Source organism: Runella defluvii, assembly GCF_014195535.1.
GTDB classification, from domain to species: Bacteria; Bacteroidota; Bacteroidia; order Cytophagales; family Spirosomataceae; genus Runella; species Runella defluvii.
Genome location: NZ_JACIBY010000004.1, coordinates 495,329 through 519,512 on the forward strand (window position 1 = coordinate 495,329; position 24,184 = coordinate 519,512).

At 44.6% G+C, this 24,184-nt stretch carries 23 protein-coding genes; 17 read left to right on the plus strand and 6 right to left on the minus strand.

Going from position 1 to position 24,184, the window contains the following annotated elements:
- Positions 1-79 precede the first annotated feature (79 nt).
- The 3 genes from FHS57_RS12055 (at position 80) to FHS57_RS12065 (ending at position 3,080) form a co-directional block, all read left to right on the plus strand.
- Positions 80-1,063 (plus strand): helix-turn-helix domain-containing protein, encoded by a 984-nt coding sequence (locus tag FHS57_RS12055; RefSeq protein WP_183973898.1) that lies wholly within the window; start codon positions 80-82, stop codon positions 1,061-1,063.
- 69 nt (positions 1,064-1,132) lie between these two features.
- On the plus strand, positions 1,133-1,588 hold the full coding sequence (locus FHS57_RS12060) for a transposase family protein (protein WP_084332128.1): 456 nt from the start codon (positions 1,133-1,135) through the stop codon (positions 1,586-1,588).
- 109 nt (positions 1,589-1,697) lie between these two features.
- Positions 1,698-3,080, plus strand: coding sequence for an L-serine ammonia-lyase (locus FHS57_RS12065; protein WP_183973900.1), 1,383 nt, complete (start codon positions 1,698-1,700; stop codon positions 3,078-3,080).
- Positions 3,081-3,296: 216 nt separating this feature from the next.
- Here the strand turns inward: FHS57_RS12065 and FHS57_RS12070 are convergent, their stop codons facing one another.
- The gene (locus FHS57_RS12070; RefSeq protein ID WP_183973902.1) at positions 3,297-4,727 is read right to left on the minus strand and encodes a hypothetical protein; all 1,431 of its coding nucleotides are present in this window, start codon (positions 4,725-4,727) and stop codon (positions 3,297-3,299) included.
- Between the two features lie 91 nt (positions 4,728-4,818).
- Positions 4,819-6,345, minus strand: a complete 1,527-nt coding sequence (guaA, locus tag FHS57_RS12075; RefSeq protein WP_183973904.1) for a glutamine-hydrolyzing GMP synthase — start codon at positions 6,343-6,345, stop codon at positions 4,819-4,821.
- Positions 6,346-6,501: 156 nt separating this feature from the next.
- Here guaA and FHS57_RS12080 point away from each other — a divergent pair, with 156 nt between their 5' ends.
- Positions 6,502-6,708 (plus strand): hypothetical protein, encoded by a 207-nt coding sequence (locus tag FHS57_RS12080; RefSeq protein ID WP_183973906.1) that lies wholly within the window; start codon positions 6,502-6,504, stop codon positions 6,706-6,708.
- A gap of 63 nt (positions 6,709-6,771) precedes the next feature.
- On the opposite strand, the gene FHS57_RS12085 is transcribed toward FHS57_RS12080, so the two are convergent.
- From FHS57_RS12085 to FHS57_RS12095, 3 genes are all read right to left on the minus strand, one after another.
- Complete coding sequence (locus FHS57_RS12085) at positions 6,772-7,527, minus strand: LytR/AlgR family response regulator transcription factor (protein WP_183973908.1); 756 nt, start codon at positions 7,525-7,527, stop codon at positions 6,772-6,774.
- Entirely contained in the window at positions 7,524-8,855 is a 1,332-nt protein-coding gene (locus FHS57_RS12090; RefSeq protein WP_183973910.1) for an ATP-binding protein, read from the minus strand. The genes FHS57_RS12085 and FHS57_RS12090 overlap by 4 nt, the downstream gene beginning before the upstream one ends.
- A gap of 294 nt (positions 8,856-9,149) precedes the next feature.
- Complete coding sequence (locus tag FHS57_RS12095; RefSeq protein WP_183973912.1) at positions 9,150-11,117, minus strand: histidine kinase; 1,968 nt, start codon at positions 11,115-11,117, stop codon at positions 9,150-9,152.
- Positions 11,118-11,370: 253 nt separating this feature from the next.
- Here FHS57_RS12095 and FHS57_RS12100 point away from each other — a divergent pair, with 253 nt between their 5' ends.
- From FHS57_RS12100 to FHS57_RS12140, 9 genes are all read left to right on the plus strand, one after another.
- Complete coding sequence (locus tag FHS57_RS12100) at positions 11,371-12,777, plus strand: OmpA family protein (protein ID WP_183973914.1); 1,407 nt, start codon at positions 11,371-11,373, stop codon at positions 12,775-12,777.
- A 12-nt stretch (positions 12,778-12,789) separates the two neighbouring features.
- On the plus strand, positions 12,790-13,479 hold the full coding sequence (locus FHS57_RS12105) for a hypothetical protein (protein WP_183973916.1): 690 nt from the start codon (positions 12,790-12,792) through the stop codon (positions 13,477-13,479).
- Between the two features lie 14 nt (positions 13,480-13,493).
- Complete coding sequence (locus FHS57_RS12110; RefSeq protein ID WP_183973918.1) at positions 13,494-14,435, plus strand: hypothetical protein; 942 nt, start codon at positions 13,494-13,496, stop codon at positions 14,433-14,435.
- Between the two features lie 32 nt (positions 14,436-14,467).
- On the plus strand, positions 14,468-14,731 hold the full coding sequence (locus tag FHS57_RS12115; RefSeq protein WP_183973920.1) for a hypothetical protein: 264 nt from the start codon (positions 14,468-14,470) through the stop codon (positions 14,729-14,731).
- Positions 14,732-14,734: 3 nt separating this feature from the next.
- Entirely contained in the window at positions 14,735-15,487 is a 753-nt protein-coding gene (locus FHS57_RS12120; protein WP_183973922.1) for a hypothetical protein, read from the plus strand.
- A gap of 31 nt (positions 15,488-15,518) precedes the next feature.
- Positions 15,519-16,001 carry a hypothetical protein gene (locus FHS57_RS12125; RefSeq protein WP_183973923.1) on the plus strand — a complete coding sequence of 161 codons (483 nt, stop codon included), beginning with the start codon at positions 15,519-15,521 and terminating at the stop codon, positions 15,999-16,001.
- Between the two features lie 31 nt (positions 16,002-16,032).
- Complete coding sequence (locus FHS57_RS12130) at positions 16,033-18,735, plus strand: M4 family metallopeptidase (protein WP_183973924.1); 2,703 nt, start codon at positions 16,033-16,035, stop codon at positions 18,733-18,735.
- A complete protein-coding gene (locus FHS57_RS12135; RefSeq protein ID WP_183973925.1) occupies positions 18,735-19,397 on the plus strand; it encodes a hypothetical protein in 663 nt (220 codons plus the stop codon). Before FHS57_RS12130 ends, FHS57_RS12135 begins: the two co-directional genes overlap by 1 nt.
- Positions 19,398-19,484: 87 nt before the next feature.
- Positions 19,485-19,901, plus strand: coding sequence for a hypothetical protein (locus tag FHS57_RS12140; RefSeq protein ID WP_183973926.1), 417 nt, complete (start codon positions 19,485-19,487; stop codon positions 19,899-19,901).
- A gap of 36 nt (positions 19,902-19,937) precedes the next feature.
- On the opposite strand, the gene FHS57_RS12145 is transcribed toward FHS57_RS12140, so the two are convergent.
- A complete protein-coding gene (locus FHS57_RS12145) occupies positions 19,938-21,086 on the minus strand; it encodes a glycosyltransferase (protein WP_183973927.1) in 1,149 nt (382 codons plus the stop codon).
- Positions 21,087-21,172: 86 nt separating this feature from the next.
- Here FHS57_RS12145 and FHS57_RS12150 point away from each other — a divergent pair, with 86 nt between their 5' ends.
- From FHS57_RS12150 to FHS57_RS12165, 4 genes are all read left to right on the plus strand, one after another.
- Positions 21,173-21,937, plus strand: coding sequence for a DUF2490 domain-containing protein (locus tag FHS57_RS12150; protein ID WP_183973928.1), 765 nt, complete (start codon positions 21,173-21,175; stop codon positions 21,935-21,937).
- A gap of 83 nt (positions 21,938-22,020) precedes the next feature.
- The gene (locus tag FHS57_RS12155; RefSeq protein WP_183973929.1) at positions 22,021-22,569 is read left to right on the plus strand and encodes a hypothetical protein; all 549 of its coding nucleotides are present in this window, start codon (positions 22,021-22,023) and stop codon (positions 22,567-22,569) included.
- A gap of 95 nt (positions 22,570-22,664) precedes the next feature.
- Positions 22,665-22,889 carry a hypothetical protein gene (locus FHS57_RS12160; RefSeq protein WP_183973930.1) on the plus strand — a complete coding sequence of 75 codons (225 nt, stop codon included), beginning with the start codon at positions 22,665-22,667 and terminating at the stop codon, positions 22,887-22,889.
- Positions 22,890-23,049: 160 nt separating this feature from the next.
- Positions 23,050-24,153 (plus strand): hypothetical protein, encoded by a 1,104-nt coding sequence (locus tag FHS57_RS12165; RefSeq protein WP_183973931.1) that lies wholly within the window; start codon positions 23,050-23,052, stop codon positions 24,151-24,153.
- Positions 24,154-24,184: the final 31 nt, after the last annotated feature.

Sequence of the window (24,184 nt, forward strand, 5' to 3'; positions counted from 1 at the left end):
TACATGCTTTACCCGAACTTTGGTCGAAAATTTATGCCCTAAAGCACATTTGTTTCACACGCCATAAGTATGTACTAAAATGAAAATCAATTTTAATATCCAACCATCTGAAAAATGGCTGGATGATCTTGCGAGGCAGTTAGGTACAACTCCCGAAACTGCGACAACATTTACAATGCGTTATGAAGACTCTTTTTTGAGGGTCAACACGGTGCCTTATAACAAAAACTTCATTCCATTTGTTGGAAAATTGGTGACTCAGCAACCATTGGGTTTTTGTAAGGAGAATTTTGGGACAAATGAGTATTGGACGCTCCAATTAATCAAGTCGTCTCGAAAACACAAGTTGGAATTAAGAAACGACTCAGGAGATGTAAGATTATTTGAATCATATACCTCTGGCGTGTTTTTTAGTTCAAGTATGATAGTCGATTTGGAGTTAGAAGCTAACCAAGAAACTACTGTACTGTCGGTAAACTTACACAGAGATTGGCTGTGCGAGCAACTAGGCATTAACGAGTCGGGTGACCCTGATGAAGTTAAGTTACGGGAGTTATTGATGTCAGAATCGGCGAGTTTTTTGTGCATCAGTACTTACCCCGACTGGATTGACGATTTGGTTGAACACGTAGAGGCATTCAACTGGAAATTGATGTTGCAGGCAAAGTGTTTGCAGTTAATTGCGGATTTAAGCTCGCAGTTGAAAGGAAAAAAGTCGGTTGCCTGCCAGTTGAATGGGCAGGATTTACAGAAAATTGAGGCTATTGAAGCCCAATTTTTTGGAATAAACATGATTTTGCCGTCCATTGATTTCTTGGCAAAAGAGGCGGGTATGAGTGTCTCAAAATTCAAGAAATGTTTCAAAGTTCGTTTTGGTACTTCCCCGTATGAGTACTACTTGAACCTGAAACTAGACGAAGCAAAAAATCAATTGTTGGAAAAAAAGTGGACAATTTCAGAAATAGCGTCGCAGTTGGGCTATACCAGTACGGCCAATTTTGACAAGGCTTTCAAAAAAAGGTTTATGGTCAACCCGTCAACGATGTTACGAAACGCAAGCTAACCTATATTTCATAATCAACCCATTTTCAAAAGTTAATTAAACACACCCATTCTCAATTTTTATATCATCATGACAATGAACTTTATGCCAGTAAGGCGCTACAACGAGCTTGAGGCCGACGAACAAGGTCTTAGGAGACTAACAGGGCTTAAAAACGAAGAGTTTTTGGCTTTGTACTATGCTTTTCGCGAAGAATGGCAATTGTATTTCTACTTTTTCACATTTACGGGGCAGCAGCGCCAAAGAAAGCAAATTTCTGTCCGTAAAAACAGTATTTTCAGTGATTCGAGAGATGCACTTTTGTTCGTGTTGACGTACCTCAAAGGAGGTGTTTTGCAAGAGGAATTGGCCGAAACCTTTGGGATGGACCAACCAAAAGTGAGCCGATATTTGACAATTACGCAAAAATTATTGTTGCAAGTGATTTTCAAAAACCCGAACATTATTCCTAAATGGAAGCAAAAGAAACTAAGAGATGCTATATTTTCACGCACAAGTACCTACGAAGAAGGAATGGAAGAGTAGAAAAATAGGGCATCTAATACTTTAAAACGCGAACGAATCTAGCTGATTTGTTCGCGTTTTTTCTTGTATTTTTGGCAACAATCTCGCACTTCATTTTACAAACTACTATATGTCTTCCAAAAATACCATCACCACCTCGCTGTTCGATTTATTTAAAGTGGGCCCTGGGCCATCGAGCTCACACACCATTGGCCCAATGAAAGCGGCGTATCGTTTTTTACAAGACCTCGCCTCGCTGCCCACTGAAATAGCGATGCGTGCTACCACGCTCGAAATCCATTTGTACGGCTCCCTAAGCGCCACGGGTAAAGGCCACGGCACCGACCGAGCCATTGTAGGCGGGCTTTTGGGCTGGCAACCGCATACCTGCGACCCAAAGAACCTGAGCGGTCTGATGAAAAATGAAGCCGAACAGTACTACGTCACTTTTCAGGGAGTGGAAGTGCCCATTTCGGGACAGAGCATCATTTATCATAAAGGTAAAGCCAACTTTCCGCACCCAAATACGATGATTTTGCGGTTGTGTAACGCCCAAGGAGAGGTGTTGCTGGAAGGAGAGTATTACTCGGTAGGAGGGGGATTTATCCAACAAAAAGGGCAATTGCCCGAAGGAACCTCACAAGGCGAACCCAAGTACCCCTACAGTACGATGGACGAATTAAAAAAACATTTGAAAACACACCAACTGACGCTGGCGCAGTTGATGATTCAAAACGAGCAAGCCATTACGGGAGTACCAGAAAAAGAAATAGTACGAAAAATTGACCAGATTTTAGAGTTTATGCACAAGGCTGTCAAGCGGGGAATTCGGGCCAAAGGGCTGTTGCCTGGCAGTATTCGCTTGCAGCGGAAAGCAGCTTTATTGTACGAAAAAGCCAAACTCCATGCCGCTACAACCGATAGCTTTTTGATGTTTTTAAACGCCTATTGTTTGGCAGCTTCGGAAGAAAACGCCGCTGGAAGTATTGTCGTGACGGCGCCGACTTCGGGGGCGTCTGGGGTATTTCCAGGGTTGACGTATTTGATGAAGAACCATTTTCATTACTCGCCTCAAAAAATGCGAGAAGGAATGCTGGCGGCGGCGGCTATTGGTTTTTTGGTTAAACACAATGCCAGTATTTCGGGAGCAGAAATGGGGTGTATGGGAGAAATCGGGACGGCATCGGCCATGGGAGCGGCGATGTTGATGTATGCGTATGGCGGAACGATGGGCCAAGTAGAAGCAGCGGCGGAGATTGGCATCGAGCACCACCTCGGAATGACTTGTGACCCCATTGGTGGTTATGTCCAAATCCCGTGTATTGAGCGCAACGCCATGGGGGCTGCCAAAGCCTACAATGCCTATTTATTGGCCATGACGATTGACCCCGAAATGCAGAAAATTTCGTTTGATAGTGTCATTAAAGTCATGCGTGCCACGGGGCGTGATATGTCCAAAAAATACAAAGAGACTTCAGAAGCGGGCTTGGCCCTGAGTATGACGGAGTGTTAATGTGAGTCAGGTTCTTACGCCGTGAGTCAGGTTGCTTACGCCGTGAGTCAGGTTGCTCACAACCTGACGTTTCTGCGAAAGAGGACTAGTACTGAGGTTGTGAGCAACCTTAGGCACATGGTGGTCAGGTTGCTTACAACCTGACGCTGCTGCGAATGAGGACGAGTACTGAGATGATGAGCAACCTCAGGCACGTGGTGAGGCACGCCGTGCGTTTTATTTCGAGAGATTAGAAGATTTGCGCTGATAAATTCCCTTCCATTGGGTGGGTTGGTACAACTCGCCCAACTCAGGAAGGCGTTTGAATAAAACGGGCAATAGTTTTTCTTTGTCGATGACGTAGGTGGGTGGGTCGGCTTGGAAATTATCAAAAATGCTAATAACGCTTTCGTAACTGTCTAAGTTATCAAAATCGTAGCGGGCAAGCTCCCAGTTGAGGTACGCCGTTGCGGGAAAATTGTCTTTGTATTCACCTTCATCTTCACCAATCACCAAAATCTTTTGCTGACGAATTTGTTCAGGCAACAATGACGGCTGAATTTTTAGATTTTCCAAACGCGTAGATTCGTTGATACTGAATGCGTTATCAAGGAATGTTGACTGATAGCGAAAGAAAAATAGGATGACAAAAAGACTAAAAAAAAGAACCTCTGCCATCCAGCGACGTTTCATCAGCATAAAAAAGTTGACCGAAAACATGACCAACGGCGGTATAAACACACAAAACTGCATCGGAGCGATAAACGGCATCAAGCCAATCGAAATCACGGCAGTGATGGTCCACAACATCATGATTTGGTGAATACGCGTCTGATAGTTGATGAACCGAGGATAGCTTAATGTTTGAAAAAAGCCCAAGCCAGCTATCAAAAACACGCCTCCCAACACGCCAAGTACACCAATAAAATCGTTGAAATTATAACGCCGTGTCCGAAAAGCTGAGGTAAGCAGATTCTGACTTAAATCATCCAGTGCATTACGGAAAAAGTAGAAGAGCAATAGGAGTGCTAAAGGAAAAATATACCCAAAAAATGCCAACGTATGCCGACGAAAAGTAGCGCCCGTGTACAAAAGCATGGAAGCAAATGTCCAAAGGGCAAAAAGCCCCATAGGCAAATAAAATAGGGTAGCGACACTCAGGTAAAAGCCCATTTCAAAAACCTCGTCGGTTACCCCTTCGCGCTGCATTTGACGAATGAGTGTGCCGAAAGCCAGCAAAATGAAGGTCGTACCCATCAGGGCAGGCGACAATGTACTACAATCGAAAGAGACGTTTAAAAATAAAATGTAAAGAACGCCTGGGACGTAGTTGCGTTCGGTAAAAAGCTGCCGTTCGCTGGAAATGTAATTGAAGTAGATGGCCTGAAAAAGAATGAGGATATTGGCAACCGTTCGATGTGCCAAAGGAGAGCGGCCAAAGAGCTCATCCATTCCCCAATAAACGGCTGCCGACAACGGACTCAAATTGTCCCACACATCGCGATAAAGCATAAATCCTTGTGACATTTTTTCGCCGACAAGCATCCATTGGAGTTCTGGAATCAGCAAATCGGGCGAACTGATGTACAAAGGCACTTGTAGTATCATCAACACAACGATGAAACTCAAGATTTGATAAGGAGCATTAACGCGGAAGAAACTTAACATTGGAGTCGATGGTCGATAGTCCACAGTCTATAGTCAATCCTCTACGGTTTAAAACCATGGACTATCGACCATCGACCGTGGACTTCATACTTTATTCCCACTCAATCGTTGCGGGTGGTTTTGACGAAATATCGTAAACAACGCGGTTAACGCCTTTGACACGATTGATGATTTCGTTGGAAATATCGGCCAAGAAATCGTACGGCAAATGTGCCCAGTCGGCGGTCATGCCATCGACTGACGTAACGGCCCGCAGCGCTACCACGCGCTCGTAGGTACGTTCGTCGCCCATAACACCCACGCTTTGTACGGGTAGGAGCATGGCGCCTGCTTGCCAAACTTGGTCATAAAGGCCGCGCGTTTTGAGACCATTGATAAAGATGGCATCGACTTCTTGCAAAATGGCTACTTTTTCGGGAGTAATATCCCCCAAAATACGAATCGCAAGCCCTGGGCCAGGGAATGGGTGGCGCTTGAGAATATTGTCGGAAATTCCAAGGGCACGCCCAACGTTACGAACTTCGTCTTTGAAGAGCGTATTGAGCGGTTCCACGATTTTAAGTTTCATAAAATCGGGCAAACCACCCACGTTGTGGTGCGACTTGATGGTCGCCGAAGGGCCTTTGACCGAAACCGACTCAATGACGTCGGGATAAATCGTTCCTTGACCAAGCCATTTTACATCTTCGATGAGGTGGGCTTCTTGGTCAAAAATATCAATGAATGCTTTTCCAATCGCTTTACGCTTGGCTTCTGGGTCGGTCAAACCTTCTAATAGGCCGTAAAAATGGTCTTTCGAGTTAACCCCCTTGATGTTGAGGCCCATGTCTTGGTACGAGTGCAATACACTTTCAAACTCGTCTTTACGCAAAAGTCCGTTGTCAACAAAAATACAGTAGAGGTTTTTGCCAATGGCATGGTGAACCAACGACGCTGCCACCGTAGAGTCAACCCCGCCCGACAAAGCCATCACCACTTTATCGTCGCCAAGTTTTTCTTTTAGGTCACGGATGGTGCTTTCCACAAACGACTCCGACGTCCAGTTTTGCGTACATCCGCAGATGTCCACCACGAAGTTTTTCAAAATCGTTTTGCCTTCCGTAGAGTGCGTTACTTCTGGGTGAAACTGAATGCCGTAGGTTTGTTCGCCCGTCAATTTGAACGCGGCTACTTTTACCGAATCGGTGGAGCCAATCAATTCAAAATTATCAGGGATTTTGGTGATGGTGTCCCCGTGCGACATCCAAACTTGGGTAGTCGGTGATACCGAATCCAACAAAAGCGAGTGTTCGGGATGGTTGAGAATGGCACGGCCGTATTCGCGGTGCTTAGAGGCATTTACTTCACCTCCAAGGGTATGCGCCATGAGCTGGGCACCGTAGCAAACGCCCAACAACGGGAGTTTATTCCGAAATAAATCCAAGTCAACGCGTGGCGAATCGACGTCGCGCACGGAGCAAGGACTACCAGAAAGAATGACTCCCTTGATAGCAGGCGTAATTTCGGGAATTTTGTTGAAGGGGTGAATTTCACAGTAAATGTTTAGTTCGCGGACGCGTCGAGCGATGAGTTGGGTATATTGCGAACCAAAATCAAGAATTAGGATTTGTTCGGTCATAGACGTATTTCTAAGGTGCAAAGGTACAAAACCCTTCTGAAATACCGTATTCGTTGCGAAAAAACGTTTGAGTTGAAAAATAAAATATAAAAAGTACTTTGAAAAACAAAGTTAATTAATTTACCTTTGTTCATCAACCACAAAACAACAACAGCCATGAAAAAGAACATAGTCAAAATCATCGGATTTGCCCTTGGATTAGTAGGTTTCCTTTTGGCATTCAAAGTATTTGTACTTCCCACCATCCCACCCAACGACGAAATAGCGCCAGGGATGGTGTTAATTGCTGCCATTTTAAACGGGTTTTTGTTTGCATTTATCGGGTCGCTTATCCAGAAGTATTTAAGGCATAAAAATGTTTAATACATTATCAGTCAATCAATACGGTTAACTGATAACGATTAACAGATAACAAAGCCAAAGTGCTTAACTTCGACTTAGGCCGTGAAATTGCTCTATCAACCAATCCCGCTTTTGTTTGGTAACAGGCACTTGCGCCCCATCGGACATCAGCAAGTAGCCGCCCTCTTGTTTGACAATTTTCTTTAAAAACTGAGGGTTAATCAGGTGCGACTGGTGTACCCGCACAAAGCCATTGGGGTCGAGGGCCTGTTCTACTTCTTTGAGCGTGCGGCAAATCATTACTTTTTGGCCATCGTTCATGTAAAAATGCGTGTAACTGGCGTCGGCCATGCAGCGAACGATGTTGACAATCTCAATGATTTCGTGCCCTTCGTTGGTTGGTAGGGCTATTTTTTGCGGTGCTTGTTTGGGCGATGAATGTTCGTGAAAAAGTTGAATTTGAGGGGTTTGTAGTTGCTTGATGCGTTTCTGTTGCCACCGTCCAAGGGCTTCGCGGAGGTCATGTTCTTCAATGGGTTTTAGCAAATAACTCAAAGCACTCACGCGAAAAGCCCGAATGGCGTATTGGTCATAGGCCGTCGTAAAAATGACATCAAAGTGAAAATCAGCAAATTGTGCGAGCAAGTCGAAGCCGTTGAGGCGGGGCATTTCAATGTCTAAAAAAAGCACATCAAACGGCGTCATTCGGATAAATTCCACGGCCGCTTCGGGCTGGTTAAATTTGGCAACGACTTGCACACCCATGTTGAGTCGTTTGAGCTTGAGCTCCAACAACTCCGTGGCGGGTTTTTCGTCGTCAATGAGAATAGCGCGTATCATGTTTGAGGGACTTGAGTGTGCATTGCATTTTTGACCGCATAGAGCGGAAAAACCATGATAGAAGGGAGGCTGGAAAAGTTTTCGAGCGAAAACCGAATACCATAGCGACTTTGTTTTTCTTTCAGGAAAATATACATGCTTTGCATACTTCCTCGTGAGCCAGCCTTCACTTCGACAGGAATGATGTCGCTGTGTTTTTGTACTACAAAATCTATCTCGGCTTGGCTACTTTTGGCATCTCTGTGCCAATAATAGAGCTGTACTTGCTGGTAAGGTGATTGGCTTTTAATGAGTTCGAGTGCGACGTGTTGTTCGGCAATGGCCCCTTTATTAATGACTTCCAACGTATCTTCAAGCAACAAATCCCCGATGGATAGGCCCAAAATACGTTGCATTATACCTGTATCGAAAAGCATCCATTTGCGTTTTTTGGAGTTGATTTCAGCACCGATGGGAAGTCCGTTTGCGGCGGAGTGGGTAACAGAGTGCGCCAATCCTGCCCTTTGAAGTAGGTCGAGCGCCTCTTTAATTTGAACATTCGTGAGGGTGGCTTGTGGATATGAATAGGTAAATTGTGCACCTGTTTGTCGAACAACGGCGTTGAAAACTTCTCGAATTCGTGCAACAGGGACGCGATTTTTGTATTTGGCAAAATCACTTTCAAACGATACTATCAAGTCATCTATTACCCGTTGTGTTTCAAGAATATCGTTGTTTTGGGCGTAATTTCGTACAACTTCGGGCATTCCGCCTACCACCAAAAAGCGCTTAAAATAGTATTTAAGCTTGTCGTGTAAAAGGTCGGGGAGTGGCTTTTCAGGCGATGCGTTGCGGAGTGTTTTTAGTAAAATTTGTTCATTAAATGCACCCAAAAATTCTTCAAAATCAAGTGGGTACATAAAAAGTGAACGGATGCGCCCTACCCCAAATGAGGGAATTTCAGATAGCACAAACTCCAATAATGACCCTGCGGCGATTACATGTAAGTCAGGCGCTTTTTCGTAAAAATACCGTAATGACGAAATAGCAGGAATACAGGTTTGAATTTCGTCTAAGAACAACAGTGTTTTACCTGGTACAAGTGGCGTATTTGTCGCTGCTTGTATTAATTCAATAATTTCATCAATGCCAAGGTTTTGTTCAAAAATACCCTTGTAACGCGGGTTTTCATCAAAATTAAGTTCAATAAAAAAGTCAAATTTTTGCGCACATTGTCGTACTGCCGCCGATTTTCCAACCTGTCGCGCGCCGCGTAAAAGTAATGGCTTTCGTAGTTTCGCTACTCGCCAATTTTCAAGTTCAGAATCTATGTTACGGGGAATGTACATTTGTTATTTGATAAAATTACAAATCAAATATTGGTAGTTTTTGGTAAAATTGCAAATCGAACAAGTGGCTTATTTGATAAAATTACAAACCAAATGATTGTGGGTTATGATAAAATCGGGCTCTATGTGAAATTTGTGGGACTCTAACCCACCCCGTCGCTACGCGACACCCCTCCCAGGAGGGGATTTGAGTATTATTCTCCTCTTGGGAGGGGTGCGGCTTCAGCCGCGGGGTGGGTTAGTCCCAGACAAATCATACAGAACCCAAAATCTGCTGTTGTGCCTCGGATTTGATTACAAATTATACCCAATTTTTACCAACGTTCCTGTGTGGTTACTTTTTTTCAAATCGAATACTTCGATGGCGAGTTGGTTGGGATAATTTCGGTTAAATAACTCAATGCGTCGTTGGGTAATTTCCATCCCGTGTGACTTCCGACGCATCGTAGAACGGTTTCGGATTTCGGTCGCTTTTTTTAAGCCAATGCCGTTGTCTTCAATTTCAAACTCAAGCAGTTGCTCGCTTTTTTGGGTAATCCGAATCGCTAATTTTTTCTCGGGTTCGTCGCTGGGCATGAGTCCGTGCCAAATGGCATTTTCGACAAATGGCTGCAACAACAACGGGGGAATCATCACCGAAGCCGTGTCGATGCTGGAGGCAACTTCTAAGCGGTAAGCAAAATCCTCGCCCAGTCGAGTGGCTTCAATCTCTAAATAATAATTGAGTGCGTTTAATTCCTCTTCGAGCGAAATGGCTTCTTCCCGCGAGTGCGATAAAATCATTCGAAGCAGTTTGGAGAATTTAGAAAGGTACTGGGTCGCTTTTTGTTCGTCGTTGGCAACAATCAGGTATTCTAAGGAATTGAGGCTATTGAACAAAAAATGCGGGTTCATTTGCGACCGCAAGGCCAGCATTTCGGTTTCGGCAATGCGTTTTTCGTTGGCGACTTTGTTTTGAAGTTCTTGAAAGTAAGCGCGTTGACTTTCGGTTTTTTCTTTTTCGTTTAACCTGAAACGATGCGCAATGGCCAACGATAATACCAAGATTTCCATCACTACGGCAAACGAAAGTGTCAACAAATCATCGACGTTGGCGGGAAGTTTGACCCCTTCCAAAATAACCCGCCCCGCCCGCAACCACGCCAATAATCCAAAAAATCCCAAGACGACATTGGCCCAAATGACATACGGCACCATCGGAGAACGAACGCTGCGACGAATCCAAAAAAGGGTAAGGATGTAAATCGGGAAAGCCACAAAACGCCCGCCCCAAAACGAAAATTGCTGAAAACCAAGGTCGTTGGTAAGCAACATCACCGTCAAATATAACCCTCCGTAGCCCATCAAGACAAAAGCCAGTCGTAAAAACCACTTTTTCATGTTGGGGTGGTTTTTGGACAAGTCGAGCAACTCCGTCATGAAAAAAAGGTACGCCCCAATTCCCCACCACAGCAATGATTCCATTAAGTGGGTTTTCAGCAATGGCCACTCGCCAAGTGTCTGACCCAGTGGGGTATAAGCGCGTGTTTTGAGCAAAGAAAATACGAAACTACACAAGACATAGGCCCCGTAGTATGCATAAATTCGGTGGCGGTATTGATAGTAAAGCAAGGCTAAAAAAAGCGTAACCAACGCCAAAGCCCCTTGAATCCAGCTTCGGTACTGAAACTCAGGCATATTGCGGCGATACTCATCGAGGATGCGCTCGGCATGGTATTCTGGTTTTTGGAATTGTAGCCCCCACGAGGGTTTGGGATTGGTAAAATGCGTCCAAAAAGGCAGTGCACCTTTTTCGTGGGCGATTCGGCTCACTATTGTAAAGGTAGCGCGAGCAGGAATGTTGAACGAGACATAGTTGTCCGAATAAGGCACCGCCCAAGCCGAAGTGGGAACCATAGTACCATTGGTCGTAGAATGCCACTGGCCGTGGTGGGCGTAAAAGAGCGTTACCCGTTGGTTGGCGTTGGTGAGATAAACGTAAAACGTCTGCGTCGTGTCGGTATCGTTGGTCAAGAAAAAGCGAAGCCAGTGCGAACGCTGGGCGAAACTGGGAGTTTTAGCCGTAAGCCGTTGCCAACGTTGAGGCTGTTGGAGCAAATGCTGAAGAGAATCTTTGTCGCTGTTGAGCAAACTGGTTGTGCAGTAGGCGATGTCATACAGCATCGTACGGCCATTGATGTGGCTGACATAGAGGGTGTCGGATTTGCCCCAAAGTGGCAAGCCCACAACAAACAACACCCAAAACACAAACCGACGATACATAGTGGCAGAGCGAATCAAATTATACCCTCAAAGAAAGACAAATTTTTTCCAATCTCCTTTTATCACTCTATGTAGGTAGGTTTTGAATTGATTAAGCCTCGGTCTGAATCAATGGGCGTTGAAAATTGAAATTATTGATTGAAATGGCGGTTTGATGGAGCGAAAATCGTGATGTATGAAATGAAGCCAAATGGTATAAAAGAGATTGCCCAACTTTGGTCTCATCAGATTTTTATTCAAACACATACACACTATGGTAATCAACGTAGCTTTCAAGGTTCGAGGAATTGGCCTAAGTAGTTTTTTTGGAGCCATGTTGGCGGTTTCGGCCACGGCGCAAATTCGGGTAGAAGATCCCAAAAAAACAGCTGAACGAAGCGTAGAAGGACGGGTAAATAGCCGTATTGACCAAGGTATTAACAAAGGTCTTGATAAAGTTGAAGAGGGAATTGGGAATATCTTCAAAAAGAAAAATAAAGGAGAAAAAGACCAAAAAACGAATGGAAAGACCACAAAAGGCAACGACGAGCAGCCGCAGGAAGACACCAACGATGCGCAAGTAAACGAAACGTCGTCGAGTAGTAAATCAAGTTCTACAAAAGCCAATTCGCAAGGGGGAGCGGCGGCGGCTAAAGACGAACCCAAGAGCTTGAAGTCCTACTCCAAATTTGATTTTGTAGCGGGCGAAAAGATACTGGCCGTTGAGGATTTCTCCCAAGATGCCGTGGGCGATTTTCCTGCCAAATGGAACACCAATGCAGGAGGAGAAGTAGTAAATATTGATGGACAAGCAAACAAATGGCTGAAAGCCAGCGATAAAGGTCTATTCTTTCCTGAGTTTGTCAAAGAACTCCCTGAAAACTTCACGGTGGAGTTTGACATGATGATTAGCGAAGATGTGTCTAATAATATGTCGGGTTTGATGATTTTTTTCCCCGAAATCAGTAAAAGGAAACCTACTTTCGATACGTATTTGAGTACAGACCCCCAAGTAGCATTTGATATTCATCCAGTGGCCAACGATGGAGGTAGTACGAGCCACGCATGGGTTTTTGATAAAAACAATGAGAAAGTTTTAGAAAATAATCTGCCTATTTCTTGGAAGCAAGGTGTAGCAAATAGAATCTCTATTTGGCGACAGAAAAATCGCATTAGATTGTATATCAATGAAGCCAAAGTCTGGGACTTACCCCGTGCTTTTGACCCCAGTTTGAAGTATTCGATGTTATTTGCCAACAACCTATTCGCAGGAGCTAACTTCATTACCAACCTCCGCGTAGCCGTGGGCGCTCCTGATACCCGCTCCAAGCTCATCACCGAAGGAAAATTTAGCACGACGGGCATTTTGTTTGACGTCAATTCGGATAAAATCAAGCCCGAATCGTACGGTGTTTTAAAAGAACTTGGAACGGTATTGAAAGAAAATGCCACGGTCAAAGTCCGCATCATTGGTCATACTGATTCTGATGGCGAAGATGCCAAAAACTTAGACCTGTCGAAACGCCGAGCCGCATCGGTAAAAAATGCCCTTCAAACGGAGTTTGGAATTGAAGCCGCTCGCATGGAAACGGATGGCAAAGGCGAGTCGCAGCCCGTTGCGCCGAATACGACTTCCGAAGGAAAAGCGAATAACCGCCGCGTGGAGTTTGTCAAACTATAACCATTCAGCGCCATGAAAACACGCAACAAAATAGCTCTACTACTTACCGTTACTTTAGCGTTAGGGATGCAGCTTCGTGCCCAAGTGACGATTGCGTACTGTAAGTTGGGGGGAGGTTGTAAGTTTTACCAAACCCAATACACCTACGCCCAGCTCGATGGAATGTTTAATTACTTGGGAACTTTTGAGAAGGACAAAGGCACGTTGGTTTTTTTCAAAAATAAGCAAAATCAGGATGTACATTATCCCGATACAAAACGTAATTTGAAGGAGTTGCACGCGTATTTTGGAGGAAAAGGAGAGCCTCCTGTGGCCAAGGGTGGAACCGTTCCGTTTGAGGCTGTGATTCAGCCCGAAGATGGGAATTGGGTGGCCATTACCGAACCCGCTGTTACTAAGAACTGCTCCCCTCAACTCGCGACCCAGCTAAAAAGTACCGTAGGACTAAAAAGTGGGAATAAAACATTTAAAAAACCTTTTACGCCCGAGGACTTATTGCCACCCAAAACACCTTGGGTTACTAATGCCCCTAATAGCTACAAGGCAATTATTTTGCCCGAAACGAAGCCAACGATTAAAAGTGTTTATGATTTTGAGGTAGTCACTACCAAAGAAATCAAAGGAGCACTCCACGTATCGTTTCAGATACCGACCCAAGCTGCCTGCGAAGTAACAACGAACTTTACGTTTAAGCGTAAGTAAACGGCTTATAGTCAATGAAAAATAGAAACAAAAGTGTTGGCATTTTTGCGGTAGTTCGTTGTTTTTGGGTGGGGTGTTTTTTCTTTTTTTTAGGAGAAATTGGCTACGCCCAAAGCGTCGTCATTAGCCCCTCTAAAAGCACATTTCTTCACAATAGCACGTCGGATTCCGTTGTCATTCGCGGAAAAAGCTCCGTGCCTTTGACCCTACAAAGTGATCAGAGTTTCATCATGTTACCACTATATACCAAAAACAACACGTTTGTCGGCGGGATGTATGGGTTAGATAAGCAATTGAAAATTTGGGGGTATGAAGGGTTGGAGTTTCAGATTGACGATATTCCAGCGGCTCACTTTGAATTTGGGAGCTTCTTTGTGGGAGAATCTGGGAAGTCGAAAGCGGCATTGGACGTAGAAGGAACCAATGGAATAGGAACCATCCGCTCCAGAGAGCTTGATTTTAACCAAGTGTCTGATAGCGAACGGCGTCCTGTGTTTGCCGACAAAGATGGGATTCTGCGCGTCTCCAATACGTCAAACTACTACCAGAGTTACAATTTTAGCAGCGTACAAGCACAGGACTGGGACGACCAACTCCGCAAAGGAAGTGGCTACGCGTGGTTTAATTCGACAAACGCTGGAAAAACCATGTATTTGCCTGTAAACCTGCCTGATGGCGTCGTGATTACCAACGTAAGAATGTACGTGCTGGACAATTCAGCCTCCAATATCTCTTTTGTGTTTAGTAAAAACACGCACACGACCAATGCGTTTACAACCATCGCAACGGCACAGACTTCTACGAACGTAGCCGCGATAGGAAGTGTGGCCGCGTCGGTGACAGAAACGGTGGACAATCAGAACAACTCGTATTATGTCAATATCTCGTCGGTTGGAAACTGGACGGGAGACACACTCAGATTTCACAGCCTTGTCATTACGTATCAGCACCGATAATCCATTTCTATACTAACATAATTCAAAATGCTATGAAAAAACTCATTGTTTTCTTCTGTTTGTTGGCAGTGTTGTCCTGTAAAAAAGGGGCTTTAGACCCAACGGGTACTAGCTGCGAAAAAGCCTCTGCCGAGTATGAAAAGGTACTCACCGCCTGGTCGCAAGACATTAACAACAAAACAAAATGCGAAGCTGTCAAAAAATCGTTGAGCGACATTATTCGGTCGTGTAGCGTTTACACAGCCGCCCAACGAAAAGTGTATGAAGACCAAATCAAAGACATTGACTGCGAATAAACCATGAAATCATTCATTCTTCTGCCTGCTATTGCAGCTTTTGCCATCACAGCGTGCAACAACACCACGGCCAACAGCACCGAAAAAAGTACCACTGAAGTAGAAAAAACGGAAGCTGTTTCAACTTCAGGAAATGCCGACTGCCTCAAATCACACGCTGATAAAGGGACGCTCGACCAACTGCTGCCGCTTGATGTTATTAAAAAACATTACGATGTTCCTGCGCAGGCCAAGAAAAATTATAGCTACCGCTCAGAGGCCAAAAAGCACGACAAAGACACCTACGAATACACGTGGGATAGCGATAGGGTGCGGAAAATGACGATTTCGGGCCGTGAAATTGAATATCCTTCGTCCAATCGAATAGGACTCAGATGGGTAGGAAGTGACTTGTTTACAATCATGGGAAAACCGACTCCTTTGGAAAATTTCAAGGCTTTTTATCGAAACACCACTGCCGCCGAAAAAGAGGCCGCTTTCAAAAAAGCGGGAGAGTCGATGAAAGAAAAAGGCTACGATGCCAAAACCACCGAAACCGCCACGAAGATGGCCAAAGACTTATCGGGTGATGACATCACGTTTAAAGAAATTGCTGGGATAGGAGATGCGGCCTCGTGGCGCATCAAAGAAAAAGAACTGACGGTTTTGGTGGGTAAAATTACCTTTCAAGTGAGCGTGGAAATCAGTAATAATGACAACGAAAACATCGAATTGGCAAAAAAACTGGCCGCCGAAGTGCTGGCTAAGTGTAAATGATTTTTTTAACATTCTCCAAAAACCACACAAAATGAAAACAAATCTTAAATCTATTGTCTCACTGGTAGCCTTAGTGGTGCTGGTAAGTGCTTGTAAATTAGGGACGTCGAAAGAAGATGACCCAACGCCATCGGGCGGCTCCAACTCTTTTGCTGCGACAGTGGATGGCAAAAGCTGGAAAGCCAACGCTGCGAGTGGAGGCATTGCAGTCGTCGGAGGGTTGCTAACCATCGCTGGAAAAATAGACGATGCCAACGAAATTTCCATTCAGATGGTGGGGAAAGACATCCAAACGGGAGTAGATTATTTGTTTGAAATTCCTGCCAATGAAACCAACAAAAACGCCAATCTGATTTACAAAAGACAGAATAGTCCGCTGTTTGCTAAAAGTGGGAAAGTACGCTTCTCGACGTTTACCAACAAAAAAATTGAAGGAACATTTGACGCCCAAGTGACGGATTATATCAATGCAAATGCAGAAATACAGTCGGGCACGTTTGTAATCAATTTATAAATAAAGGCTGCGAAAAACTCCGATAAAAGTCATGAAATCAAAACAGCTCGCTTGGTTATTAATCGTGTTTTTGGGGCTTTCTGTTGAGGTTTTGGCGCAGCAAAAACCGTCGAAGCAACAACAGGCCGAACTTGATAAAGCGGTCAAAGAAGCCGAAGCCGAAATGGCTAAGCTCAAAGATCCTGCGTACATCAATAAAATGTTCGATGAGCAAATCAAAGAACTCAAAGCCAAGGGACATGCCACGCCTGAGTTGTTGAGGGAATTGGAAAAAGCGCGGGCTGAAATGCTTAAAATGGCCAAGGGGGGCGGAGCACCTGCACCCGCCCAACCCGAAGAACTAAGCGAACCAACCGAAACAGTTGCCCCCGCACCTAAGTCAGTAGAACAGCCCGTGCCAACCAATTTTGATGAAGTGGAAAGCCCGTATTCTAAAGTTCCTTCGTCGTTTCAGTTTTATCGGGAAAGCGAAGTGACGATTGAAACCTTTGCGGCTTTTATGCAGAAAAAATACGGAGTTCAAGTACGAAAACAAAAGACGGTTGTACTCCCAACGGGTTCAAAAATCACCACATTTCAGCAGTTTATCGAAGATTACCCCGTTTTTGGTGCTTATTTTAAAGTAAGACACGAATCAAACGGCAAAGCCCTTTTTGCTTCGGGCGATGCTTTTGATAAAACGCGTTGGCCTGAGCTTACGGGAAAAATGATTAATGAAAATCAAATTTTTCAAAAGCTACCCAAAGAGTCCAAAATTACGGCTCCTATTTACGAAAGTTTAATCATTGTCCCTGAGCGTCTGAACGTAGCTACCCAAAAGTTGCGCCTTGCGCACCAAATTATTGCAGGTAAAACGAGGTACTATTTGGATGCATATCGAGGGGATGTCGTACGGAGTGAGTCGCTCATTTTAGAATGCCTTGATTCACACATTCCCGTTCGTAAAGAGGATAAAAAACCGACGATTACGACGATGCAAACGTTCCATTATGGGCCTCAAAACATCGAAATTCACGTCAATAACGATTCTGCTAAATATATATTGGTATCACACAAGGAACCTTTTGTGTCAGTGTATGATACGGCCAAATGGGTTGTCAACTATCCTACTACCCAATGGACTGATCCGCGCCTCACCAAAGAAGGGCTTGCTGATGCGGCTTTTGCGGGGAAAAAAACAATAGATTACTACAAAACGCAACTAGGACGTAACAGTTTTGATGACCAAGGCTCTATGCTTGTATTACGTCGGGCTTACGATGAGGATGGCAATTTAAGGGAAGGTGCTTTTTGGGAAGTTGAGAAAAATCGTATCGGTTTTGGAAATTATGTAGATAAACCCTTGGTAACGTTGGAGGTGATTGGACATGAGTTTACCCATGGGGTTATACGCTCGGGAGTGGCCGATTTTATCAGTGAAGGAGAGTCTGGATCGCTCAATGAAGCCGTTGCTGATATGCTGGGGATTGCCATCAAACATTGGGGATATCCCGCTACGCCTGATTGGGTGATTGCGCCGTATGTCTTGCCCAATGGTATCCGAAACCTAAAATGGCCTAAAACAACCTTTCAAAGCAGAACATCTCTCCCGCACCCTGATACCTACGAAGGGAAGTATTGGCAAGATACGAATGGCTGTATAGCAGACAAAAAAAATGGTAATTGCTGGGTTCATAACAACAGCACGGTTGCGTCGCATTGGTTTTATCTGTTGTCGGAAGGGGGAAAAGGGACCAACGACCACAATCAAATGTATAACATTGAAAAAGGGATTGGTATCCAAAAAGCAGCCAAATTGGTGTATCAAACGCTTTTTAGCCTGACGCCCTACACCAACTTTGAACGTTTTGCAGAAGCCACCGTCAAAACGGCCGAACAGATGTTTGGGAAGTGCGCTACCGAAACCCACCGCGTCAAACACGCTTGGTATGCCGTGGGCGTATTTGAGGATGCCCCCGCCCGTTGCATGGATTTGACCTTTGACTGGACCTACGACCCCGAGCCCGACAAAGCCATTCGGTTTTATGTCAAAGGCGATAGCATCGTGTCGGTAGTGCGAACGGAAGACGGCTGGGTGAAAACGTATGCGGAGCGAAATAGCGCGTTTATGCACGTTGTGTCGAAAGATGAGGAAGGGGTGAAAAACCTGACACTTCCTAAAAACTGGGCGGGAACGATTTATAACAAAATGGAAGAAATTGAGCCAGTGATGGATCAAATGAATGAAGAGGCACTTGAAAAAGCAAAGGCCGAACTTCGTAATCCAGCCACACCGCCCGAACGGAAAGCGGAGTTAAAAGAAGTGATTCCCCAAGTGGAAAAATACCTAGCAGAAGGTCGCAAAGCAGCCAACGAAACCAAGAAAAACCTCAAAGAATTGAGCGATGGTACTCACCTGACTAGCGAAGCGGCATTTTGGGGAGGGCGAAAAGGAAAGCGAGAATTTGACAAAGAAAATATCAAAGGTTCTTACCTCTACCAAGGCAAGTATGTAGCAAAACGCTACGTGCTCAAAGGAGGAATCAGTTGGGAATCCACCACCGAGATTCCCTTACGGTATTCTGATTTAGGGCTGTTTGTGCCGCTCAACACGGGCCAATTGCGCATGGGCGTGGACCATTTTATGAGGGGTTTTCCGCTCAAAATGTTTGGAGGAATAAGTGTCCGAAATATCAAAGAAACCATCCCCGCCAATTTTAACGCTTTGTTCTCCCCAAGCCCTGTATTTAACTGATGAAAACTATTCATGCTCCTTTTTTAATAGTGCTGCTTTTTGGCATTACTTGCGCTAGTTTTGCCCAAAAAACCTTGAAATTTACCGAACAGCTTACTTTTTCGTACCAAAAAGATGGGCAAAAGAAGGAGTTTAGTGTGTACCTCGACCGTCGTAGTTCGATTTGGCTATTTACCAATGCCGATAGTTTTGAGGGTACAGCCGATGGTTTGGAGTTTGTGGTGGCCTATCCCAATGGGAAGTACTTGGTTGGTGGAATAGATGACGGTGACCACAAAATCTGTCAAACTTTTGACATGCCATTAGCGAGAAAAAATACGCCAAAAGTGAGTGGGAAAGCGTTGGGGAAAACCCAAGTTTTTGGCAAAAACAACTACGGCTGGCCTACGCTCAAAGCCCAATTGTTTGAAATAAACGCAGGTCGGATGACCCAAGAAGTATTTTTGTCAACCGTAGCGTTTGATTGTCGTCCGTTGTATGCTTACAATTTTTTGTTGGGAATTGAGCATTATTTGCCCATTTTCAATCAGATTGATTATTCAAGTTATTTGCCTAAAAACCAGTTGGTTGTCTCTGATGGTACTTTTAAATTGGAAAGTCTTTCTCCCACAGAATACTTTATTGATTTGAGACCGTATAGAATGCTTCCCCCAAAAAAATAGAAGCACTCATCGTTCATCACTCCTCTCTCATCACTTGGAATGTAGTACCAAAAAGGGTTAATTTTGGGGCTTTATTTATCCAAGAATATGAAAAAAGACATTGATTTTACCCCTGTTGAGGGTGTTGTGGTGACCATTGCCCGCCGTTTCAACGAACTAAACGAAGCCGAGTGGGGCGTGTATTTGATAAATCAGAATGAAACGACCATCACCAACGTTTTTGTGACTTCCAGAGGGTATTCGGGCGATGATGCTAAATCGAAAGCCGATCAAGAACGCACCTCTACTTTACGCCACTTTTTTACTGAAATCGGGGCGGGGCAGTGGGTTCAAGTAGAAACCATCATGCCCGACGTTTTTCACCTCAACAACGAATATTGGGTGAGTTTTTACGTCGGCAGTAAGATTTTTGATAAGAAATTTATCTTCGTTCCCGATAGCATCGTCGAGGAAAACCTCCAGCCAATTGCTGAATTGGGACTCGACGGGGTGTTGCACGTATAAAACTTTCGGGAAGCTTCAAGCTTCCCGAAAGTTGGCTTATTTTCGACGAATTTTCTCAAATTCCTTGGCCAAATTCCCCGCCACAATGTTGATGTCGTAAAGCTCCCAGACCATCTTTTTGGCGTTTTGGGCTAGTATTTGGCCATATTTAGGGTTTTGGAGCATTGTTCTTAATCCATCATAAACATCTTCGACGGTAAGTGGGGCTTCATGGGCGGCATTGTATTTTGCCACTGTTCCGTCAAATCCAATGCGGTCTGAAACGAGGGATGGCACGCCCGCCGTCATGGCTTCGAGGGCGGCAATGGAAAAGCCTTCGGAGTAGGAGGGAAGCGTAAAAATATCGGCATCGGCCAAAGCTGCTTTTTTGGCTTCACCCGTCAGCATCCCTACCATAATCATTTTATCCTGCAATTGATGTTCGGCAATAAAACGCTCCGTTTCGGCTTGGTAGCCGTCGTCGGGACCCGCCAAAATCAGCAAGGCATCATTATGCTTTTCGGTATATTTTTTAAACGCAGGTAACAACAAATCCAAGCCTTTTTTGATGTTCAAGCGTCCCATAAACAAAACCAGTTTTTTATCAGTGGGCAAGTTAAATTGGCTTCGGAATGTCCCTTTTGGAGGTAAGTGTGCCAATTCATCCAACTGCATACCGTTGGGGATAATGGCCACATTGGGATGCTGAAAACCTAAAAATTGGCGCAAGTCGTTGAGTTCGTCGTGGTTATTGATTTGAATCAATTGCGCTTTTTTCAAAAAACGTTTTTGGAACAAGATTCCAAACAACTTCTTTTTCCAATAACCGTGATTTATCGCCCATTTGTCGAGCAAGCCGTGGATGGTGATGGCCTTTGGGGTGTTATTTTTAAACAAAAACGGCGCGACACTTCCAAAATGCCAAATTCCGTGGCAATGCACCACGTCGTATTCGTGAATGTGTTGTCGAAGGTAATCCCACGCTTCGAGCGAGAATTCGGGAAAAAAGCGGCTTATGGGCGTCGTGCGCTTGCACACGATGACGCGAGCACCTTCGGGGGCAGGATACACCTTGTCGCCTGGTGTAATCGGGCTCAAAATATCAACTTCGTGCCCTAGCTTGAGCACCACCGTGGTATGGTCGTAAATGATTCGGGCGGGGCCACCAATGGCCCAGGTATAAGCGCAAATATTCAAGATTCTCATGGGGGCAAAGATACAAACGAATCGCGGAGTTTTTTGGCACGCTCTTTGTGAAGGGTTTTCTATACCATATTAAGACCCATTATTTGATGAAAAAGCTACTTCTAGTGTTAGGGTGTGCATTGAGCATTGCTACTCAAGCCCAAGATTTAATGCTATACGGAATTTCACCCAGTTATTCCCAAGCAGGGAAATTCACCAAAAAGCTAGGGTACAATGTAAACGTCTCTTCGGTGATGAATGCCTTTAGCCAGACCGTCGATGGAAAACGTTTTCCAAGTGGGCACACGCACCTTGTTTTACACGGCTTGGCGACTTATCAGGTGTCAAAACCGCTAACGATTGCCGCTGGGTACGCGTTTGGGAGACACAGTATTTTTGGACTCCGCGAAAACGAACATCGCCTGATAGCGCAAGCGACATACCAACACAAACTTGGGAATTTTATCATAACCCACCGTGGCCGCTTCGAGTGGCGGCAACCCACTAACTTACAGACCCGTATCACTTCTCAGGCGTCCATTGGACGTTATCAAGTATGGGCAACTTTGCCTTTGTACGATCCCAAAAAAGAAAAACAAGGCTTTTTCTTGTCGGCCTCTAACGAAGCATTTTTATACTTTAAAGGAGCAACAAACGGTCCAGTGAGCTCACGCAATGGATCCTTGGTTTCGGAAAACTGGATGCACCTCGGCGGAGGATATAATTTTGGACTTACTCGGGCCGAATTGGGATATTGTTTTCAGGCTTTGGTACGTAATAAAGCCCAAGACTATCGTTTCTTTAACCTGCTCCAACTTAATATTTATCACACAATTAATTGGAATGATATTCAATATTGGTGGTATTTGTGAGAAGTTAGGCACGAAAATTGTTATTGTTTGTATGATAGTATTTTAAAGTTTTCAATACCTTTGGGGTAAAATTTCATTATTCCTTGAAAAAATTAACTGCAATCGGTCTCCTACTACTGCTGCTCTACAATATGTTTGGGCTGACAGTAACCGTTTTGCTTTTTGACAAGGATTTTAGAACAGCATCGCCGACCGCCGCAAACGACGAGTGGCAAACCCTCAAAATGCACCTCCCTACGCTTCCTTATAATACAACCTGGGAAAATGCGCAAGGGCAGGAAGGATTAATCAGACATGGGGATGAGTTTTATAACGTGACCGAACAACGTCACGAAAATGATACTTTGTACGTAACCATGAAAACCAACCAAACAGCGCGTGATCGCTTTTTTGAGTTGGCCGACCAAATTCAAGAGATGACTGACCAAACGGCGCAGTCGCCCGATAGCCCAATGGGGAAAGCGGTGAAACTCTTGTCCGATTTATTGAAAGTTTATCTTCCCACTTCTATCATGGAATGGCCTACTGCTCAGGTGATTAAAACTTTGAGCCAAGAGAACTATGCCACACCAACACATTCATTGCTTCAAGCTGTTTTATTGCTTCATTGTCCGCCTCCAGAGCACGTTTAATGAAAACTATGGGTGAAGACTGCCTCAAGGGTAGCTCATTCAAATAGGCTATTTATCGCCTATTGACAACCATTTTTCATTAACCCAAGCTCATAATGAAGACACTTATAGGGGTACTATTACTATTGGCTACGGCTCTGCTTACCTGTAGAGATACGCAAGCAGCTAAAAAGTGGTCTAGTAAAAGCGCGCAATTATGTACTCGTCCGAACGAAGTTCGTACGTTTGACCTTTCAACAACTAGTGAAACATCGGTAAAAGACATACCGCCAGTGGGGTGTGCTTTGCCAATGGCGCAGCTAGAAAAGGTAGTACAATAACGCTCCTGTAACAAATTCATCTATGTTAATGCTGGGTTGAAAACAAATCATTTTCAACAACCCTCTTTCGTAAGCTGACGAAAGGCCGTCGTTATTGAGCAAATTGCTTACTGACGTAGCTCCTCGTTTGTACACGGAAGCCTAAGATTATCATAACCAGATGAAAAAAATTATATACTCTCTAATCGGTTTATTTTTAGCCAATGAAAGCTTTTCGCAAGGTTGCGTAGCGGTTCGTCACATGAGTTGTGCAGCTACTAATTCGCTTACATCTTCCGAATATTTTAAACAAAAAAATGCCCAGTGGCAGGTCAACATGGGCTACCGCTATTTTCGTTCGTACAAACACTTTGTGGGCGATGAAGAGCAAAAACACCGCGTAGAACAGGGAACAGAAGTAATCAACTTGTCGCACGCACTAGATTTGGGGATTAGCTACCAACCCAACGCCCGCTTGTCTTTGGGGGTTAATTTGCCCATTCAATACAACGACCGTTCTTCGCTTTACGAACATTATGGCAATGCCGTCAGTGGCAATCCTGATCAAAAACGTTTTCACACAAAATCGCAGGGTATTGGCGACGTACGTATCTCGGCAACGTATTGGATGATAAATCCTTACAAACTACCAAAGTTTAATTTTGCCATCGGTGGTGGTCTTAAATTGCCAACGGGCAACTACCACGTTACCGACGCGTTTCACAAACTCAATAAAGAAAAACAAGATTATACCATCGTCAAACCCGTTGACCAGTCGATTCAGTTGGGGGATGGTGGCGTAGGTTTTAGCTTAGAAACCCAAGGTTACTGGCAAATTGCTAAAACAACAACGGCTTATTTAAACGGATTTTATTTGTTTAACCCCAAAGAAACCAACGGTGTCGTACGTAGCCCAGAAGCTACTACCATTGATTTAGTCACGGGGACATTTTCAGTGGCTGACCAATTTGCAGCGCGTGCGGGCGTGAGCCAAACGTTTGCCAACTATTTCTCGGTGATGTTGGGTGGTCGTGCCGAAGGAGTTCCTGCCATTGATGCCATCGGTGGAAGCAGCGGTTTCCGCCGCCCAGGCTACATTATTTCGGTAGAACCTGGTGTTGCTTTTATGAAGGGTAAATTTTCGGCAACCGCTACGGTGCCTTATGCACTTTACCGCAACCGTACTAGAAGCTATTCTGACCGCCTTGATCCGCTTGGCGTACGTCACGGAGATGCAGCATTTGCCGACTACTTGGTTTCGGTAAACATTAGTCGCTGGTTCTAACGTATAGGTGCAGCGTTATATTTTTTGATGA

Excerpts from the sequence above, each read along its gene's own strand:
- FHS57_RS12055 (WP_183973898.1), top strand. The coding sequence starts at position 80 with ATGAAAATCAATTTTAATATCCAACCATCTGAAAAATGGCTGGATGAT.
- FHS57_RS12060 (WP_084332128.1), top strand. The coding sequence starts at position 1,133 with ATGACAATGAACTTTATGCCAGTAAGGCGCTACAACGAGCTTGAGGCC.
- FHS57_RS12065 (WP_183973900.1), top strand. The coding sequence starts at position 1,698 with ATGTCTTCCAAAAATACCATCACCACCTCGCTGTTCGATTTATTTAAA.
- FHS57_RS12070 (WP_183973902.1), bottom strand. The coding sequence starts at position 4,727 with ATGTTAAGTTTCTTCCGCGTTAATGCTCCTTATCAAATCTTGAGTTTC.
- guaA (WP_183973904.1), bottom strand. The coding sequence starts at position 6,345 with ATGACCGAACAAATCCTAATTCTTGATTTTGGTTCGCAATATACCCAA.
- FHS57_RS12080 (WP_183973906.1), top strand. The coding sequence starts at position 6,502 with ATGAAAAAGAACATAGTCAAAATCATCGGATTTGCCCTTGGATTAGTA.
- FHS57_RS12085 (WP_183973908.1), bottom strand. The coding sequence starts at position 7,527 with ATGATACGCGCTATTCTCATTGACGACGAAAAACCCGCCACGGAGTTG.
- FHS57_RS12090 (WP_183973910.1), bottom strand. The coding sequence starts at position 8,855 with ATGTACATTCCCCGTAACATAGATTCTGAACTTGAAAATTGGCGAGTA.
- FHS57_RS12095 (WP_183973912.1), bottom strand. The coding sequence starts at position 11,117 with ATGTATCGTCGGTTTGTGTTTTGGGTGTTGTTTGTTGTGGGCTTGCCA.
- FHS57_RS12100 (WP_183973914.1), top strand. The coding sequence starts at position 11,371 with ATGGTAATCAACGTAGCTTTCAAGGTTCGAGGAATTGGCCTAAGTAGT.
- FHS57_RS12105 (WP_183973916.1), top strand. The coding sequence starts at position 12,790 with ATGAAAACACGCAACAAAATAGCTCTACTACTTACCGTTACTTTAGCG.
- FHS57_RS12110 (WP_183973918.1), top strand. The coding sequence starts at position 13,494 with ATGAAAAATAGAAACAAAAGTGTTGGCATTTTTGCGGTAGTTCGTTGT.
- FHS57_RS12115 (WP_183973920.1), top strand. The coding sequence starts at position 14,468 with ATGAAAAAACTCATTGTTTTCTTCTGTTTGTTGGCAGTGTTGTCCTGT.
- FHS57_RS12120 (WP_183973922.1), top strand. The coding sequence starts at position 14,735 with ATGAAATCATTCATTCTTCTGCCTGCTATTGCAGCTTTTGCCATCACA.
- FHS57_RS12125 (WP_183973923.1), top strand. The coding sequence starts at position 15,519 with ATGAAAACAAATCTTAAATCTATTGTCTCACTGGTAGCCTTAGTGGTG.
- FHS57_RS12130 (WP_183973924.1), top strand. The coding sequence starts at position 16,033 with ATGAAATCAAAACAGCTCGCTTGGTTATTAATCGTGTTTTTGGGGCTT.
- FHS57_RS12135 (WP_183973925.1), top strand. The coding sequence starts at position 18,735 with ATGAAAACTATTCATGCTCCTTTTTTAATAGTGCTGCTTTTTGGCATT.
- FHS57_RS12140 (WP_183973926.1), top strand. The coding sequence starts at position 19,485 with ATGAAAAAAGACATTGATTTTACCCCTGTTGAGGGTGTTGTGGTGACC.
- FHS57_RS12145 (WP_183973927.1), bottom strand. The coding sequence starts at position 21,086 with ATGAGAATCTTGAATATTTGCGCTTATACCTGGGCCATTGGTGGCCCC.
- FHS57_RS12150 (WP_183973928.1), top strand. The coding sequence starts at position 21,173 with ATGAAAAAGCTACTTCTAGTGTTAGGGTGTGCATTGAGCATTGCTACT.
- FHS57_RS12160 (WP_183973930.1), top strand. The coding sequence starts at position 22,665 with ATGAAGACACTTATAGGGGTACTATTACTATTGGCTACGGCTCTGCTT.
- FHS57_RS12165 (WP_183973931.1), top strand. The coding sequence starts at position 23,050 with ATGAAAAAAATTATATACTCTCTAATCGGTTTATTTTTAGCCAATGAA.